Source organism: Anaerostipes sp. AF04-45 (genome assembly GCF_003461725.1).
In the GTDB taxonomy this organism is placed as follows: domain Bacteria; phylum Bacillota; class Clostridia; order Lachnospirales; family Lachnospiraceae; genus Anaerostipes; species Anaerostipes caccae.
Genome location: NZ_QTXQ01000003.1, coordinates 216,027 through 234,121 on the forward strand (window position 1 = coordinate 216,027; position 18,095 = coordinate 234,121).

Below are 18,095 nucleotides of genomic sequence, written 5' to 3' on the forward strand. Positions count from 1 at the left end.
GTGATTCTTTTATAAAAGTAAAAGACCCCTATTATGACGTTTGTCACAATAAAGGTCTTGCTGTCTCATTTGATACGGATGCCTATCGATATTGGTTGACGAACTCAAACCCATCCAAAACTGGACGTTCAGCTACTCTCTTTTGTTGCTTGCCCTAAATATAGCACTTTTCTTCCTTTAGACTCTCCATAAATTTCACTCTGTTTTACTTCTTTATATTTTCAATTTTTTATTTATTATTGGTATTTTTATTTTTTTTGCATACCTAATGATACCAAAAAATCGCTGAAGTCTCACGACCTCAGCGATTTTTCTTTTAGGGGAGTTTTTTTACAGCCCCTTTTGTTAAAAAAGCAGTCAATCCTAAGACTAACTGCTTTGTGTGTATGGATTAAATTAGAATTTATAAATGCCTTAAATCTTAAATACCAGGATAACTTTATTTGTTCCGTCCATTGGCATAGTTACTGATTTATAGACTGAAATGAACATTTTAGCCACCTCCTCATTCAATTTTAGAGCCTATTGTAATAATCAATCTGATAACTTATCCATTATATTTTTTCCTTCTGGAAACTGCTAACGCAAAGCCCGCTCCGACGTTGGAAACCCCTGCAAGCAGCAGCCACAGCAATACATTAGATTCGTCTCCGCTTTTCGGTATTTCTCCTGTTGAACCGGATGGTTTTCCCTCTCCCTGCTTTATCCGATAAAGGTTTCGACTCATCATCCTTTTATCTTCGTCGGAAGTACCACTATTTCTGTAGTTGAGAAATTTTACAAAAGCTGTTTTCCCATCCTCGATGACTCCGGTTTCCCCGGATTTTGTCACCAGATAACCTTCGTTACCGGTTTCCTCCACCGCATAACTAATTCCGGCAAGAAGTCCTTTCCCAGTAACGCTTTCTCCGTGTTTCAAAGTAATATTTGCCACGCCCTTTCTGAACTTCATATCCCCAAAAGTTCCCGTAATAGTTTTATCATTAAGAGTCACAGTAAATGTAAAACCTTTGCTCTTATCCCCCTGATTTCCGGTTACTGCTGTAGAGATAGACAGATCTCCGACAGGAACAGTCGGCATATTGTTTCTCGTATTGACAAACTCTGCCGTTTTTCCATTCGCTGTAATTTTACCTTTTTCACCTGTAGACGTAGTGACGTAACCATCCTGATTTTCATCCGTTTCCACGACTTCATACTCTGTTTCTAGCGGAAGATTTACGGCCGTCTTACTTTCACCGTGCTTCAGAGTAAATTCATCAGACACGCCATTCTTGAAGTTCATATCGCCCAAAGTACCGTCAATCTTCGCGCCTTTAAGTTTCACTCGGAAATGGAAATCTTTCTTCTCATCTGCCTCGTCTCCTTCTACCTTATTGGATACCGTTAAGTCGCCGCCTCCCCACTGGGCAGTCAACTTTAGGGATGCTGCCTGAGCCTTCGTCAAATCAGCTTTCATCACTAGTTGTTCTCCCGGCTGATATATCTTACCTTTATACTTCCAGCCGATAAATGTATACCCTTTCTTTATCGGGGATGCCTTTACCGTAAATCTTTCGCCGATTTTAATGATTTCTTCATCATACTTTTCGTTCGCGTCAGAAGTTGTTCCGCCGTTCAGGTCATAGGAAACAACGCCCCATTCCTCCCACACGTCAGCCAGATTATCACCATCTTCATCATAGCCCCATGCCGCATAGACAGTTATATTTTCTTCTTCAAATGTAATCTCTGTCGTTGTTTTTGGTTCGTCATCATTCCATCGATAGATTTTATCATTTTTCGTTGTCGTCCAGCCGAGGAACACAACTCTCTTACCATCTGCATCTTTATATATCGGCTCTGAGGCATCTTTCAAATTCACTTTCTCTTTCGGCAAATATTTCTTATCATCTGACGGCATATTTTGAACCGTTCCGCCTTGCTGTGCATTTGAGTCATATATCAACTTTGAACGTACTTCCTCATAATCCGGCTTATCATTTCCGTTTCGGTCCACAGCCCAAACAGCATAAAGTGTTATATCCTCTGCTTTCATGATGATTTGCTTTCCTGTAATCAGAACCTTATTCACTTCATCCTTCTGCTCTGCTGTGAAAGCTTCTTGATGTTGTGTCCTGCTCCAACCAACAAAAACTTCATTGTCTTTTCGAGTGAAGTTCTTTTCTGTTGTCAGCGATTTCGTTGTGCCTTTCTCTATACCGGATTCCTCTTTCGGCGCATTCCCGCTGCCACCGTTCAAATCATATTTCAAAGAATATGTTTCCAATACATCGGCAGTTCCATCTCCATCTTCATCGTATCCCCATGCAGCATAGACATCTATATTATTCGCTGCAAAGGTGACTTCCGTAATCGTTTTTGGTTCTTCGTTATCACGTTCGTAAATAAATGTTGTCTGTTCTTCTGTCCAACCAAGGAAGACTACTTCTTTATTATTTACCTTCGTGTGCTGTGGTATATCTTGGCTAAGGGTAACCTTATCGCCCCGTAAATATACGTTGCTTTCAGATGGCATTTGGCTCACGCTGCCATTCTCCTGAGCATTTTCATTGTAAGTTAATGTATGCTCTTCAAGATAATCTGCTGTTCCATTATTATTTCTGTCAGCAGCCCATACGGCATAGACATCTGCGCCCTTATTGCCCATCGTCACTTTGGTGCGCATATCTTTCTGAATGCTGTCAAAATCCTTTTTGGTCTTTACAATTGTCGGAAAAGTTTGTTCACTCCAACCAATTAAAATATTGCCGCCATTTTCGAATTTGTGAGATGTTATCGCTAAATTTGGTTCCGGGTCTTTCCCATGTTGAACCACTCTACCGCTAATGCCATTCTTTGCCGTTTCTATTGTAGAAAGCTCAACCTCTGCGCCAACCACATGATGGTCTGGACAAATTACATCCACTGTATCTTCTGCATTATCGTGATAGCGAACATGAACAGCATCTTCTGAACAGTCAGGAATTCCATTCTGATTTTTATCAACCGCCCATACAGCGTAGAATGTAACATTTTGTTCCGGCATCGTAAATTCAGAATCGCCTGAAATAATTGCGGCCTCATCAATATCCTGCTTAGATGCATCCGCCGGCAATGCCTCTTCTCGCTTTTTCAAACTCCAGCCGGCGAAAGTTTCACCATTTCTCTTCAACTTTCCTGTACCGGTATAGGTCAACTTGAACTTATCACCTTTTATCTTCTTTATTCCTTGAGGCACATCACCGTCTGTATTACTGTTGCCGTCATAAGTCACATCATATAACTCATTTACCTGTGCAATAAATGTACAATTGTCTGTAATCTTTAAATCTTTAAGCTGCTCGGAAGTATATACCATATTGGCACTATTCTTCTTTATCCAGTTACCGTCAAAACGATATCCTGCATTCTCTGTTACTTTCGGAATATCAGTAAGTGTCTCTTTATGCCATACATTTGTTGCTTCCTTATTAACGGTCGCATTTATTGCTTCAAACTTAACCGTATGAGGCTTCTGAAATCCGATTGTAAGGTTCTTATTATTTTCAGCATTCCCTTTAGAAACCGTAATCTCGGCCCTAACAGCATTTTCGCCTTCCGCTTCTTGGAATTTTCCCTGTTCTTGAAGAGAAAATTTCAATGGTTTTTTTCCGTTTGCATCAGAACTTCCCGGATTTATAACAGTTACTTGATAAGTGTCTGCTCGTCTGCCGGTAAATTGGAATGTTCCGTTTTCAGCAGTTGTTTCATGAGTTTCATGGTCATCGCTCCCTACCGCATTCTGATGAGGCGCTTTTATCGTCACCTTATCGGTATAGAGTTCATCTGTATCCTGATCATATATACCGTTATAATTTTTATCAATGAATATCTTTCCGGCAATCACACCTGTCTGAAATTCTGCCTGAATATGCGGCAGAGGCATATGACCACCGTTTAGTTCATTACCTACCGCGTATGGGGAATAGCCACAAGGACCAAAGTTTATAATACTGCCTACAAGCGCTCCCACTTCCTGAGTTTCATCCTCCCGATCTACTTCGTAATGAATGTCGATAGTTTCGCTGGCATCCATCGAAATACAATTCACCGAATCCTTTGCGCTAATGCGAAGCATTTTTACCTGGCTCCATGCTCCTTCTTTCGTTATCTCTTCTGCAGATTTATACACATTTGGATTGTTGTAATGACCCTCTTCACCAACTTTCTTACTGGAATCGACTGTGGTGCTGTATGTTACCTGAAGGTCGCTTCCATTTCCCTTTCCTATCGTTGCAGGTCCGGTCATCTTCATATTGAATTCAAACGCCTTATCTTGAATATGGGTATCCCAGTTATCACCTTTCTTAGGGACCGGAATATAATAGTAAAATGCTTTGGCATCTTCTTCATCAAACTCCCTTCCCGTTTCATTCTTTGCGGTAAAGCGCAAATCGATGCCATGGTCTTCTTTCTTCAGAAAAACAACTCTCTTATCTGTATCATAATTGATGTATTCTCCATCGCCGGCTGCCCCTTTGTTATCTGACAGCTTCGCACCGAATCCAAAAGTCAGACCAAGACGCGACGCCACTACGGACAGCTTCGTATCCGGAGCATTGACATTGAATGTAGTGAATTTTTCTTGCACATTACCGTTACCATTCATGTCATAAGTATCTTCCTTACAATATTCACCCAGAGTAGCTGAATCATAAGCCGTTAGACTTGCACTTTTCACGCGTACGCAATCTCTCATATCCAACGTCATCGCATCTGCAGAATTATCAATCTTCATAGTGAAGGATAAGCCAATCTGAAGCTGTCCTAAGTCCTCGTTATACCAGCCTATCATACCACTGTTATTTTTAAAAGTAATTTTGTGCAGTACATACGAACCGTCCTCATTATCTTTGGATTTCACTATTGTGTAATCTTCTCCTTCAGTCAGAGAAGTCTCTTCTGTCGTTCCGTTTTCCAGCGCAGTATCACCAAGCAAAATTCTGTCCGCTGTACTGCCCTCAATTTTGGACAATTTAAGGTCTTCTACAGCAACAGACTGAGGCAGTCGAATATAAACTTCCGTATCATCCACCATCTTATGAAGCGTATAAGGATATGCTGAAGTTGCGATAACACCATTAAATTTCACTTCATTTCCCGCGATAGTAGAATAAATATCCAGTATCGGAATCTTCTTTCCGTCATCATCCAACTTATTCAGCAATGCCAAGGCAGACTTGTTGCCTTTCACAGGATCAGCAATATTAAGATCAAAAGCTCCAGATATGTCTTCTTCTGTCCCGGTCTTGTTTTTCATCGTCATCTCTGCCAGATTACTAATCTTCGTTTCTGGCTCAATTCTTTTGAGTACCTTACCAAAAGTCGCTGCACAACTGGAAGACGGGTCTGCCGTTCTAGATTCCACATAGCCCATATAGTTGGCATTATAGGAACCGACTTCTGCACGTATATTTGTAAAATACTCGTCTTTATCAAGGCCTGCCATCTTCGCCGTAAACTGCACAAAGCCGTTTCTGCTCGTAAGGTCCCCTTGATATTTTTCCTCTATATTATTATTTGTTGTAGTATACCAAATCTCGACTTTATTCCCACTACTTGCAGGAATACGCTGAGCGGTCACACCTATTTTCCCATCCCCCTGATAGCTAAATGTTACCGTCTGCGGAACGCTTTCATCGGTTCCTTTATTTGCAACTTGGAACTGCCCAAGAAAATAAACCATATCAGGATTAGATTCAAAAAGACTTAGAAGCCCTTGGGCGCCCGAGATGCCGCTTCCTACCTGTGCGCCTTTTATCGTCATATCGCTTTTACTGATAGCCTTGAAAGTATCCAAGTTACTATTAGCAAAATTATTATTTTTAATTTTTTCAGAGGAATCATCTGCATAAAGAATCTCGCCTCCGACAGCTACTTTATTCGCTGTAGTTGGGTTTTGACCGTTTTCAGCGCATAGTTCAATATTTTCGTTTCTCCATTCGATTATATCATTTTCATTACACTCTTGTTGCCACTTGAAATATGGGGTGAAATAGTCGTCCCGAGGGATATATAGGTTTTTCCAAGTAAGAGTAACGGTATGCCTGTCATTATTTGTTGTTTCCGTAAAACTGAAACCTTCTTCGGCTTCATGTCCTGCAGGATCCATCCAGTTATTACCATATTCCTCTTTATCAAAATCGGTGCGGACATACGTTGCATATTCTTGCTTATTCTTGTTATATGGCAGGGCAATAGTAATCTCCAGTTTCTTAAAGAACATCCCCATACCATAGCGATTTCTATCTGAACGAAAACGAATCTGCTGCATTTTAAAAGGCGGTATGTGCTTTTGTCGGCACAACTCGTTTGGAATCCCACGAAGTAAAAACAGGTCCTGATTTTAGATTTTCTCCTATGATTTTAGCCTTTTTGGAAACCGTTTGATACTCTTTTTCTGGATTCCCATCCTCGCTTTTGGAATAAAGTCTGACCTTCAACGGTTCTTTAATCTCACTATTAAGCTTCTTATTCCAAAGCGTAGTATCCGGCGTCAAAATAATATTGAAACTGCTGTTCTCTGCCGTATCACGAAGAGAATATGTAATCGTTCCAGATTTCGGTTGGTACCCGCCATAATTTTTATCACTCTTCAAATCTTTAATGTCTTCCGGAGCTACACTTTCTACCAAACCTGTCATTGAATTTGGCTTTGGATACTCTACCACCGCCAGGCCATCCGGAACTTTGATTTCAATCTTTTTATTCTTCAGGTTAAGCTGGCTCTTTACTTTTATGTGTAAAGTCACCTGCTTCGCGTAATCAACTGTAAAAGGAGCATCTCCTTGTTCTAATAAATTCTGTTCATCACCTGCATCATCTCTGATTACAGCTTTGTCAATTATCATTCCGGCTTCATCTGCCACTGGTAATGTTTCGGATAATGCATCCAGATCCTCTTCTTCTGATGTCTCCATGGACACTCCCACATCCTCCGGTATTGATTCTACACTTTCCGATGCTTCGCCCTTTTCCGTATTTTCTGTTTCTGTACTGTCTTCCGCAGGTAAAGTCAATTTATCTAACTCTTGCGTTTTGTTTTCGCCTGTTTGCTCATTCAACGGTCTTTCTTCCGCATGAACGGAATAATTCATATATGAAATACTTATTATAACCGCCAAGACAAAGGCTGACAGTCTTTTTAATTTTACTTGCATATTATTACCCCCTTCTGCTCATTTCTATAAGAAAATATATATAAGAACGCAAAAAAGAGAAGACTTATTGTCTGTCGTGAGTGTACACGTTTCTAAACATGACTGTCAGCTCCTTTTTGTGCGATTAATTAAATAAATTTCTTTTCTATAAACGTCTTTATTTTATCATATTTTTAAGAAGTTGTATAACATTATTATACTGTATGAGAACTTTTGGTATCTTGTTATCATCAAAAATATCAAGAGAAAAAAGATTACTCGTCCTCATCATCAAAATAATTATTCCTTAATACTTGTGTCCCTCTGTACTTTCACCAAACATATCCATACTGTATAAATCATCATAACGCTCTAACACTTTTTGAAATTTCAAATGCTGGATAAATTCTTTGATTGGGTAAAGGTCGGATGCTTCTATGTCCCTTCTGTTAATATAGTCGGTAATATATTTTCGCAACTGTTCTAACTCATATTCCAGCCATCCTTTCTCGCTGTCAAATAAGTTATCATAATGTCCATGTTTCAATTCTGCATTTAGGCGTTCCTCTGCTCTCAAAAACTGGCAGACTTCCTTTTCTGCTTGATTGACATATTTCCATTCTCCCGACAACAATTCATTGGGGGTTACGTCCAGCACTTCCATTATCTTTTCCAACGTATCAAAGGCAGGATAATTCAACCCTCTTTCAATCTTGGAAAGGCTCTGCATATTGATACCGATTTTGTCTGCAAGTTCCTGTTGTGTCATTCCCCTGTATTTTCTTATGGTCTGTATATTCTCTCCTAAGAAATTGATTTTCTTTCCATAATGCTCCATAGCTTATTATAACCTCTTATTTCTCTGCTTTTTGTTATTTATAAGCATATCATACTTAATATCTATTAAAAAGTCAATAAAAATTCCTTGACAAATAATTCTAATATCGTTATTATTGTATCAGATAGAATGATTAAGCACTCTATGGTTAATCACACACTTAAACAAGCATATAAAAGATATATTTTTCACTTTGACAGCATGAATACGCATAGACTATCAGTTTGGAAAGAGAACGCCTTTCGGCGTTCGCAGAGGGTGTATATGCAACACCGCACTGTGCATACATGTCATAGTACCTAGAAACTTTGATAAATAAAGGACAAAACTCAATTTATACACCGCAAAATATCGGGAAGTACGAAAGGAGTAATGTATTATCGCAACACACGAAAATTTATCCCTTAAGATTGATTACATCAGCATTGTATTTGAAACCGCAACCTCCGAAGATGTCATCACACACATTTAGAATTACCACCTGATATTTTCAATGTCTATCCGGCAATAGTAAAATTCAAGACCTATCAGACACGCTGGGAGATTGCAAATATTTATGTATCGGGCGACGCAAGAAAGACAGAAGATAACCCACAAGGGCCAGGCTGTTATCTCGTTATGACTGGCAGAGGGTATGATGATATTTTCCGTATCCTCGACAGCAGAAATTATACCTTTGGCGATATATTTGGGTGCTGTGAGAGAAGACACGGACAGAAATGCAACTGCGTGATGATATGACTCATGCCTTTGCCATGACGTTCAAGGACAGACCTCTGGAACTTGGGGAACTGGCTTTCGGACTGCTGGCAAACAATCTACGCTTTTTCGTGCCAAACAAAAATGAAAGTAATAAAGGAGTTTTTACTTCTTGGAAGAACATGACGCATTAGGCGGACTGGAACGGATGGGAAATGCTGGATAATGCAAAATACAACACTTCTCTTTTCAGCAAACTGACCACACATTTACAAAGGATAGAAAGCCCGACCTTATCCCCTATATTCAGTATGACACGAAACATGGAAAAAAAGGGGGAGTATCTGTTGAATAATAAGGATATTCCTGTATGGGAAAAATATACTCTTACTATTGAAGAAGCGTCAAAATATTTCGCATTTGAAAAACAAACTAAAACGCTTGACAGAGGAACAGGAACAAGCCTTACTGTCATCCATCAAGACGGACAACGTGTATCACAAGTATTATGATGATGTGCTGATGCTGTTAAAGACAGGACTTCGTATCTCGGAACTGTGCGGACTAACAATCATGGACCTTGATTTTATCCATGAGGTCGTGATTATGGACCACCAATTATTAAAGAGCAAGGAACAGGGCTATTACACTGAAACGCCTAAGACAAAGAGCGGAACAAGACAAGTGCCTCAAGGACAATCCTTTTCCACATATTACACCGCATACGCTGCGCCATACGTTCTGCACAAGGCTGGCAGGCAGGAACATGAACCCAAAATAGACCTAGATATGTAAGGTTTACCACAAAAGCAAAATGCCCGTAGAGCCGATAAAATAATGCTTTGCGGACATTTGCGAAGATATAAAAAGATAGTTAAAAAGACATATAAATTTTTAGACAGCAAAAAATCCCCAGAAACTAAAGTCCCTGGGGAAATTGTTATTTCAGTTATGGCAACAATCAAAGATTACTCGATGATTGTAGCAACACGTCCTGATCCAACTGTACGTCCGCCTTCACGGATAGCGAAAGATAATCCCTGAGCCATAGCGATTGGGTGAATCAGTTCGATTGTCATTTCTACGTTGTCACCAGGCATGCACATTTCAACACCTTCTGGTAATTCAACAACACCTGTTACGTCAGTTGTTCTGAAGTAGAACTGAGGACGGTATTTGTTGAAGAAAGGAGTATGACGTCCACCTTCATCTTTTGTTAAAACATATACCTGAGCTGTAAACTTTGTGTGGCATGTGATAGAACCTGGTTTACAAAGAACCTGTCCTCTTTCGATTTCTTCTCTCTGAACACCACGGAGAAGAGCACCGATGTTGTCACCAGCCTGAGCTTCATCAAGAAGTTTACGGAACATTTCGATACCAGTTACGACAACTTTTCTTGTCTCTTCTTTGATACCAACGATTTCAACTTCTTCAGATACGTGAAGCACACCGCTTTCAACTCTACCTGTTGCAACAGTACCACGTCCTGTGATAGAGAATACATCCTCTACAGGCATAAGGAATGGTTTGTCTGTATCGCGCTGTGGGTCTGGAATCCAGCTGTCAACTGCAGCCATAAGTTCCATGATCTTATCTCCCCACTCGCTGTTAGGATCTTCAAGAGCTTTTAAAGCAGATCCCTGGATAACTGGAGTGTCATCACCTGGGAATTCGTACTCGCTTAATAACTCACGGATTTCCATTTCTACTAATTCTAATAACTCTTCATCGTCTACCATGTCACATTTGTTCATGAATACTACGATGTAAGGTACGCCTACCTGACGGGAAAGAAGGATGTGCTCTTTTGTCTGAGCCATAACACCGTCAGTTGCAGCTACTACAAGGATAGCTCCGTCCATCTGAGCAGCACCAGTGATCATGTTCTTTACATAATCGGCATGGCCTGGGCAGTCAACGTGTGCGTAGTGACGGTTATCTGTTTCATATTCTACGTGAGCTGTGGAGATAGTGATACCACGTTCTCTTTCTTCCGGAGCTTTATCGATGTTTTCGAAATCAACGGCTGCGTTTCCATCTACTCTGGCACTTAATGTCTTTGTGATAGCAGCTGTTAAAGTAGTTTTACCATGATCGACGTGACCAATGGTACCAATGTTGCAATGAGGTTTGGTTCTCTCAAACTTTTCTTTAGCCATTTTAAATGTCCTCCTTATTAGCCCTTTGGGCAAATAGATAAATTATTATTTACTACCGGGTCGACGAATCACCTTACCAAAGGCCGTCCTACCCTTGATTATATTTCATTTCTTTGAAGAATTCAAGCATATTTTTTTATCAAAAAAACCTGCTTATTTTGTTTTATCAGCGATGATTTTTTCCTGTACACTCTTCGGTACCGGCTCGTAGCTGTTGAAGAACATAGAGTAGTTTCCACGACCCTGTGTTCTGGAACGTAAGTCGGTTGAGTATCCGAACATTTCTGCAAGAGGAACGAAAGCTCTGATGATCTTTCCGCCTCCGACATCGTCCATACCCTCGATACGTCCGCGGCGTGAGTTGATATCACCGATAACATCTCCCATGTAATCTTCAGGAGTTGTAACTTCGACTCTCATGATCGGCTCTAAGATGATAGCTCCGGCTTTCTGCATCGCTTCTTTGAATGCCATAGAACCGGCGATCTTAAAGGCCATCTCTGAGGAATCGACATCATGGTAAGATCCGTCGTATACAGTAGCTTTTACACCAAGTACCGGGAATCCTCCAAGGATACCGCACTGAGCAGCTTCTTCGATACCAGCTCCGACTGCCGGGATATATTCCTTCGGAATGTTACCGCCGACAACAGTGGATTCAAACTTGAACAGTTCTTCACCATTGGCATCCATTGGCTCAAAGTGTACTTTACAGTGTCCGTACTGACCGCGTCCACCAGACTGTTTTGCATACTTGCTGTCCACATCCACTTCTTTTGTGAAGGACTCTTTGTAAGCAACCTGAGGAGCACCTACGTTTGCTTCTACTTTGAACTCACGGAGCAGACGGTCTACGATGATTTCCAGGTGAAGCTCACCCATTCCGGAAATGATTGTCTGTCCTGTCTCTTCATCAGTATGAGCTTTGAAGGTCGGATCTTCTTCTGCAAGTTTTGCAAGTGCTTCTGACATCTTGCCCTGGCCTGCTTTTGTCTTAGGCTCGATCGCTACGTCGATAACCGGCTCTGGGAATTCCATGGATTCCAGGATTACCGGACTCTTCTCGTCACAGATCGTATCACCTGTTGTTGTGATCTTGAAACCTACGGCAGCTGCAATATCACCTGCGTAAACTTTGTCTAACTCTTCACGCTTGTTGGCATGCATCTGAAGGATACGTCCAACACGCTCTTTTTTCTGTTTTGTAGCATTTAATACATAGGAACCTGAATTCATTGTTCCGGAGTACACACGGAAGAAAGCAAGCTTTCCAACGAATGGGTCTGTCATGATCTTAAATGCAAGTGCTGCGAAAGGTTCATCATCAGATGAATGTCTTTCGATTTCATTTCCGTCTTCATCCACACCCTTGATGGCAGCGATGTCCGTCGGTGCCGGCATGAACTCAAGAACAGCGTCCAGTAATTTCTGAACACCTTTGTTGCGGTAAGCAGTACCGCAGCAGATCGGAACTGCTGTACATTCGCATGTTCCTTTTCTCAGTGCTGCTTTTAATGCTTCCACGGATGGCTCTTCCCCTTCCAGGTATTCCATCATCAGATCGTCGTCTAACTCACAGATCTGCTCTACTAACTGAGTGTGATACATTTCTGCATCATCTTTCATATCATCAGGGATATCTGTGATTGAAATGTCTTCTCCCTTATCATCATTGTAGATGTAGGCTTTCATTTCAAACAGGTCGATGATTCCCTGGAAATCGTCTTCTTTGCCGATTGGCAGCTGAATTACAACTGCATTGGCACCGAGACGGTCTTTGATCTGTTCCACAGATCCGTAGAAATCAGCACCTAAAATATCCATCTTATTGATGAATGCCATTCTAGGTACATTGTAAGTGTCTGCCTGACGCCATACGTTCTCAGACTGCGGCTCTACTCCGCCCTTTGCATCAAATACTCCGATCGCACCGTCAAGTACACGCAGGGAACGTTCTACTTCTACTGTGAAATCAACGTGTCCCGGTGTATCAATAATGTTGATACGGTGTTCTAATGCTCCATCCTTCGGTTTGCAGTTTTCCTGGAGAGTCCAGTGACATGTGGTCGCTGCAGAAGTGATCGTGATACCTCTTTCCTGTTCCTGCTCCATCCAGTCCATGGTAGCAGTTCCCTCATGAGTATCACCGATCTTATAATTTACACCAGTATAATAGAGGATACGCTCTGTCAAAGTGGTTTTCCCAGCATCGATATGAGCCATGATTCCAATATTTCTGGTTCTCTCTAATGGATATTCTCTTCCAGCCAAGATCTTTTCCTCCTATTGTTTTTCGGATAAAGCGGTAGGCCCCGCACACCAGATTAAAATCTGTAATGTGCGAATGCTTTGTTTGCTTCTGCCATTTTGTGCATGTCTTCTTTTTTCTTTACGGATGCTCCGGTGTTGTTGGATGCATCAAAGATTTCATTTGCAAGCCTTTCTTCCATGGTCTTTTCTCCTCTTTTACGAGAGTATAAAGTCAACCAGCGGAGTGCAAGGGCCTGTCTTCTGTCCGGACGTACATCGATCGGTACCTGATAGGTGGCTCCACCAATACGTCTTGCTTTAACTTCCAGCACAGGCATAATGTTGTTCATTGCCTCTTCGAATACTTCGAGGGCAGGCTTTCCGGCTTTCTCTTCAATACGGTTGAATGCACCGTATACGATCTTCTGAGCAACTCCCTTTTTACCGTCTAACATGATGTTGTTGATCAGTTTTGTCACAACTTTGTTATTGTAAATAGGATCCGCCAAAACATCTCTTTTCGCAATATGTCCTTTACGTGGCACGTTTCTTCCCTCCTTAATAATTGCCAACGGCAGAAATATTATACCTTTTTCTGGCATGCCGCCGGCCTTAATTCATCGGTACTCATTCATCCTTGCGCAGTTACCGGCTTTCCGCCGGTCTTCAAGCGCTCAATGCCTGATCGTGCCAGAATTTATATCTATCTCCTGTTCTACAGGGAAAACATTCATTTCCGGCACAACTATACAAGGTAGCGTAGTGTTACGCTGCTTTGTACCAATTTAGTTTCGTTTGATTATTTCTTCGGTCTCTTAGCTCCGTATTTGGAACGAGCCTGCATTCTGTTTGCAACACCTGCTGTATCAAGTGTTCCACGAACGATATGGTAACGGGTACCTGGTAAGTCCTTAACACGACCACCACGAATCAGAACAACACTATGTTCCTGTAAGTTATGTCCCTCACCCGGGATATAGCTTGTTACTTCGATACCGTTAGAAAGACGTACTCTGGCAATCTTACGAAGAGCAGAGTTAGGCTTTTTAGGAGTCGCAGTCTTAACAGCTGTACAAACCCCTCTCTTCTGAGGAGAGCTTGCGTTTACTGATCTCTTCTTTAAAGAGTTAAAACTTTTCTGAAGAGCCGGTGCGGTAGACTTCTTTGTAGATGTCTTTCTCCCTTTTCTAACTAATTGGTTAAAAGTTGGCATTAATTTTCACCTCCATGCATGTTTTCTGCTGTAGTTACTTATGATCAGTTGTTGCACATAGATATCTACGCGCATTTTTTAATTATAAATGCGGCAAAATCGTTTGTCAAGGGGATTTCCCAATAAATCAGGAAAGATCCCGCCCCTGCGGATGCAGAGACGGGATCTGTTAAAACCTTGACTCTATTCGAAATCGATTTCGTCTTCGAGTGTCAGTTCTTCTTCCTCTGTGTTGATTTTTACATTGCGGTACCGTTTCATTCCGGTTCCTGCCGGGATCAGTTTTCCGAGGATAACGTTTTCCTTCAATCCAACCAACGGATCGACCTTTCCTTTGATAGCCGCGTCGGTAAGAACTTTTGTCGTCTCCTGGAAAGATGCTGCGGACAAGAAAGAGTCTGTGGCAAGAGACGCCTTGGTAATACCGAGAATAATCTGTTCTGCCTTGGCAGTCTCTAAGTTTCTTTCTTCCAGCTCTCTGTTTGTCTTTTCAAATTCCAGCACGTCGATCATGGCGCCAGGCAGGTAATCGCTGTCTCCGCCTTCTTCGATGCGGACTTTCTTGAGCATCTGGCGGACAATAACCTCTACGTGCTTGTCGTTGATATCTACACCCTGAAGACGGTATACTCTCTGCACTTCGCGGATCATGTAGTCCTGAACGGCGCGGATACCTTTGATCTTTAAGATGTCATGCGGATTGACGGAACCTTCGGTCAGCTCGTCTCCGGCTTCCACTTCCTGTCCTTCCATGACTTTCAGCCTGGAACCGTAAGGAATCAGATAAGCCTTCATATCTCCGGTTTCTTTATTAGTGATGACAACTTCCCGTTTCTTCTTCGTATCTTTGATCTGCACTTTTCCTGCAAACTCAGAGATGATGGCAAGACCTTTCGGCTTTCTCGCCTCAAAAAGCTCCTCAATACGCGGAAGACCCTGTGTGATATCGTCACCGGCAACTCCTCCGGCATGGAACGTACGCATGGTCAGCTGAGTACCAGGCTCACCGATGGACTGTGCCGCGATGATACCGACTGCCTCACCCACCTGTACTGCCTGACCGGTAGCCATGTTGGAGCCGTAGCATTTTGCACAGCATCCCACCTGTGACTGGCAGGTCAGCATCGTTCTGATCTTGACCTTTGTAAGGCCTGCATCGACGACCGTCTTAGCCCTTCTCGGAGTGATCATGTGGTTTGACTTTACAAGAACTTCTCCTGTTTCAGGATGTTTGATCTCCTCTGCAGCATAGCGTCCTGTGATACGGTCCTGAAGACTTTCGATAACTTCCTGTCCGTCCATGAACGCTTCCACATACATGCCAGGAATCTGTCCGTCCGCATCCAGTCCGCAGTCTGCTTCCCGAATGATCAGATCCTGAGAAACGTCTACAAGACGTCTTGTCAGGTAACCTGAATCGGCAGTTCTCAAGGCCGTATCGGAAAGTCCCTTTCTCGCACCGTGGGCAGAGATAAAGTACTCCAGTACGTCCAGACCTTCACGGAAATTGGACTTGATCGGCAGCTCAATGGTACGTCCTGACGTATCGGCCATCAGTCCACGCATTCCTGCCAGCTGTTTGATCTGCTGATTAGAACCACGGGCTCCGGAATCGGCCATCATAAAGATGTTATTATATTTATCTAATCCTGTGATCAGTTTGTCAGTCAAAACGTCATCGGCGTCAAACCATGTTTTGACAACGGCTTTGTAGCGCTCTTCTTCTGTCATGAGACCGCGTTTGAACTGATTGTTGATGAACTCGGCCTGATCCTGTGCTCCTGCAAGAATTTCCTTTTTCTCTTCCGGCACTGTCATATCTGAAATAGAAACGGTCAGGGCTCCTCTTGTAGAATATTTGTATCCCAGTGCCTTGATATCATCAAGTACTTCGGCCGTCTTTGTAGCGCCGTGGATATTGATACATTTGTCAAGGATCTGCTTTAACTGTTTCTTTCCTACGTGGAAATCAATCTCTAAGTCCAGTGCGTTTTCCGGATTGGATCTGTCTACAAATCCCAGATCCTGCATAATGATCTCGTTGAATAAAATTCTACCGAGAGTGCACTGTACGACCTTGGAAATCTTATTTCCGTCTTTATCAATCTTTGTACGCCTTACATTAATCCTTGCGTGCAGGGTGATCGCTTTATTTTCGTAGGCAAGAAATGCCTCATTTTCTGACTTAAAGTACTTGCCTTCTCCCTTATCTCCCTCTTTTTCCAGAGTCAGATAGTAAATACCGAGAACCATATCCTGTGAAGGAACGGCTACCGGACCACCATCGGAAGGTTTCAGCAGGTTGTTCGGTGACAGCAGAAGGAAGCGGCACTCAGCCTGGGCTTCCACGGACAGAGGCAGATGGACAGCCATCTGGTCACCGTCGAAATCGGCGTTGTAAGCAGTACATACCAGCGGATGCAGCTTGATCGCTTTACCTTCTACGAGGATCGGCTCAAATGCCTGGATGCCAAGTCTGTGCAATGTCGGTGCACGGTTTAACATAACCGGATGTTCTTTGATGACATCTTCCAGCACATCCCATACTTCCGGCTGGAGCTTCTCTACCATCTTCTTGGCAGATTTTATATTATGGGAAAGTTTTCTTTCCACCAGTTCTTTCATAACAAATGGTTTAAACAGCTCGATTGCCATCTCTTTCGGAAGACCACACTGGTAAATCTTCAGTTCCGGTCCTACGACAATAACAGAACGTCCTGAATAGTCAACACGTTTTCCGAGCAGGTTCTGGCGGAAACGTCCCTGTTTACCTTTCAGCATATCGGAAAGGGATTTCAGCGCACGGTTACCCGGTCCTGTAACCGGACGTCCGCGGCGGCCGTTATCAATCAGAGCATCTACCGCTTCCTGGAGCATACGTTTCTCATTTCTCACAATGATATCCGGAGCCCCGAGTTCCAGCAGACGTTTCAGACGGTTATTTCTGTTGATGATCCTTCTGTAAAGGTCATTCAGGTCAGAAGTAGCAAAACGTCCTCCGTCCAGCTGTACCATCGGACGGATATCCGGAGGAATGACCGGTACTACATCAAGGATCATCCACTCAGGATTATTTTCAGAGTTTAAGAAGGCTTCTACGACTTCCAGGCGTTTTACGATTCTTGCCCTTTTCTGTCCTGTGGCCGTCTTAAATTCGTCTTTTAAAGATTTTGCCTCTGCCGGAAGGTCGATGGCCTCCAGCAGTTCCTTGATAGATTCGGCTCCCATTCCCACGCGGAAAGAACTGCCGTATTTATCATAGGCATCTCTGTATTCTTTTTCTGTCAATACTTGTTTGTAAGCCAGATCCGTCTCTCCTGCGTCCAGCACAATATAGCAGGCGAAATACAATACTTTTTCGAGACTTCTCGGAGAAATATCCAGGATCAGTCCCATACGGCTCGGAATCCCTTTGAAGTACCAGATATGGGAAACCGGAGCTGCCAGTTCGATGTGTCCCATACGCTCACGGCGGACGTTGGCTTTTGTCACCTCAACTCCGCATCGGTCACAGACAACACCTTTATATCTGATTTTTTTATATTTACCGCAGTGACACTCCCAGTCTTTGCTCGGCCCGAATATCTTCTCACAGAAAAGACCGTCTTTTTCAGGCTTCAAGGTACGATAATTGATGGTTTCAGGTTTTTTTACTTCTCCCCTGGACCACTCTCGGATCTTTTCCGGGGAAGCCAACCCGATCTTAATTGCATCAAAGGCAATTTTATGATTTGAATATTCGTTGCTTGATCCTATCATTAAGGTTGCTCCTT

8 protein-coding genes and 2 pseudogenes are annotated in these 18,095 nt (G+C 42.5%); 2 read left to right on the plus strand and 8 right to left on the minus strand.

Going from position 1 to position 18,095, the window contains the following annotated elements; genetic code table 11:
* Positions 1–547: 547 nt before the first annotated feature.
* From DWV34_RS06190 to DWV34_RS06200, 3 genes are all read right to left on the minus strand, one after another.
* On the minus strand, positions 548–6,295 hold the full coding sequence (locus DWV34_RS06190; protein WP_118475720.1) for an InlB B-repeat-containing protein: 5,748 nt from the start codon (positions 6,293–6,295) through the stop codon (positions 548–550).
* Between the two features lies 1 nt (position 6,296).
* On the minus strand, positions 6,297–7,181 hold the full coding sequence (locus tag DWV34_RS06195; RefSeq protein WP_118475723.1) for a hypothetical protein: 885 nt from the start codon (positions 7,179–7,181) through the stop codon (positions 6,297–6,299).
* A 286-nt stretch (positions 7,182–7,467) separates the two neighbouring features.
* A complete protein-coding gene (locus tag DWV34_RS06200) occupies positions 7,468–7,998 on the minus strand; it encodes a helix-turn-helix domain-containing protein (protein WP_199485881.1) in 531 nt (176 codons plus the stop codon).
* A 486-nt stretch (positions 7,999–8,484) separates the two neighbouring features.
* On the opposite strand from DWV34_RS06200, the pseudogene DWV34_RS06205 reads away from it, so the two are divergent.
* Both DWV34_RS06205 and DWV34_RS06210 read left to right on the plus strand, forming a co-directional pair.
* Positions 8,485–9,052: pseudogene (locus DWV34_RS06205) on the plus strand (hypothetical protein).
* Between the two features lie 86 nt (positions 9,053–9,138).
* Positions 9,139–9,475, plus strand: a pseudogene (locus DWV34_RS06210) (site-specific integrase); the annotation flags it as partial.
* Between the two features lie 190 nt (positions 9,476–9,665).
* Here the strand turns inward: DWV34_RS06210 and tuf are convergent.
* From tuf to rpoC, 5 genes are all read right to left on the minus strand, one after another.
* Positions 9,666–10,859 carry an elongation factor Tu gene (gene tuf / locus DWV34_RS06220; protein WP_006568224.1) on the minus strand — a complete coding sequence of 398 codons (1,194 nt, stop codon included), beginning with the start codon at positions 10,857–10,859 and terminating at the stop codon, positions 9,666–9,668.
* Between the two features lie 153 nt (positions 10,860–11,012).
* The gene (gene fusA / locus DWV34_RS06225; protein WP_022261110.1) at positions 11,013–13,130 is read right to left on the minus strand and encodes an elongation factor G; all 2,118 of its coding nucleotides are present in this window, start codon (positions 13,128–13,130) and stop codon (positions 11,013–11,015) included.
* Positions 13,131–13,183: 53 nt separating this feature from the next.
* Positions 13,184–13,654, minus strand: a complete 471-nt coding sequence (gene rpsG / locus DWV34_RS06230; protein WP_024729154.1) for a 30S ribosomal protein S7 — start codon at positions 13,652–13,654, stop codon at positions 13,184–13,186.
* A gap of 254 nt (positions 13,655–13,908) precedes the next feature.
* Complete coding sequence (rpsL, locus tag DWV34_RS06235) at positions 13,909–14,322, minus strand: 30S ribosomal protein S12 (protein WP_006568221.1); 414 nt, start codon at positions 14,320–14,322, stop codon at positions 13,909–13,911.
* A gap of 183 nt (positions 14,323–14,505) precedes the next feature.
* Entirely contained in the window at positions 14,506–18,081 is a 3,576-nt protein-coding gene (gene rpoC, locus DWV34_RS06240; RefSeq protein ID WP_118475728.1) for a DNA-directed RNA polymerase subunit beta', read from the minus strand.
* Between the last annotated feature and the right edge of the window lie 14 nt (positions 18,082–18,095).

Excerpts from the sequence above, each read along its gene's own strand:
- rpoC (WP_118475728.1), bottom strand. The coding sequence starts at position 18,081 with ATGATAGGATCAAGCAACGAATATTCAAATCATAAAATTGCCTTTGAT.
- tuf (WP_006568224.1), bottom strand. The coding sequence starts at position 10,859 with ATGGCTAAAGAAAAGTTTGAGAGAACCAAACCTCATTGCAACATTGGT.
- DWV34_RS06195 (WP_118475723.1), bottom strand. The coding sequence starts at position 7,181 with ATGCAAGTAAAATTAAAAAGACTGTCAGCCTTTGTCTTGGCGGTTATA.
- DWV34_RS06200 (WP_199485881.1), bottom strand. The coding sequence starts at position 7,998 with ATGGAGCATTATGGAAAGAAAATCAATTTCTTAGGAGAGAATATACAG.
- DWV34_RS06190 (WP_118475720.1), bottom strand. The coding sequence starts at position 6,295 with ATGCAGCAGATTCGTTTTCGTTCAGATAGAAATCGCTATGGTATGGGG.
- rpsL (WP_006568221.1), bottom strand. The coding sequence starts at position 14,322 with ATGCCAACTTTTAACCAATTAGTTAGAAAAGGGAGAAAGACATCTACA.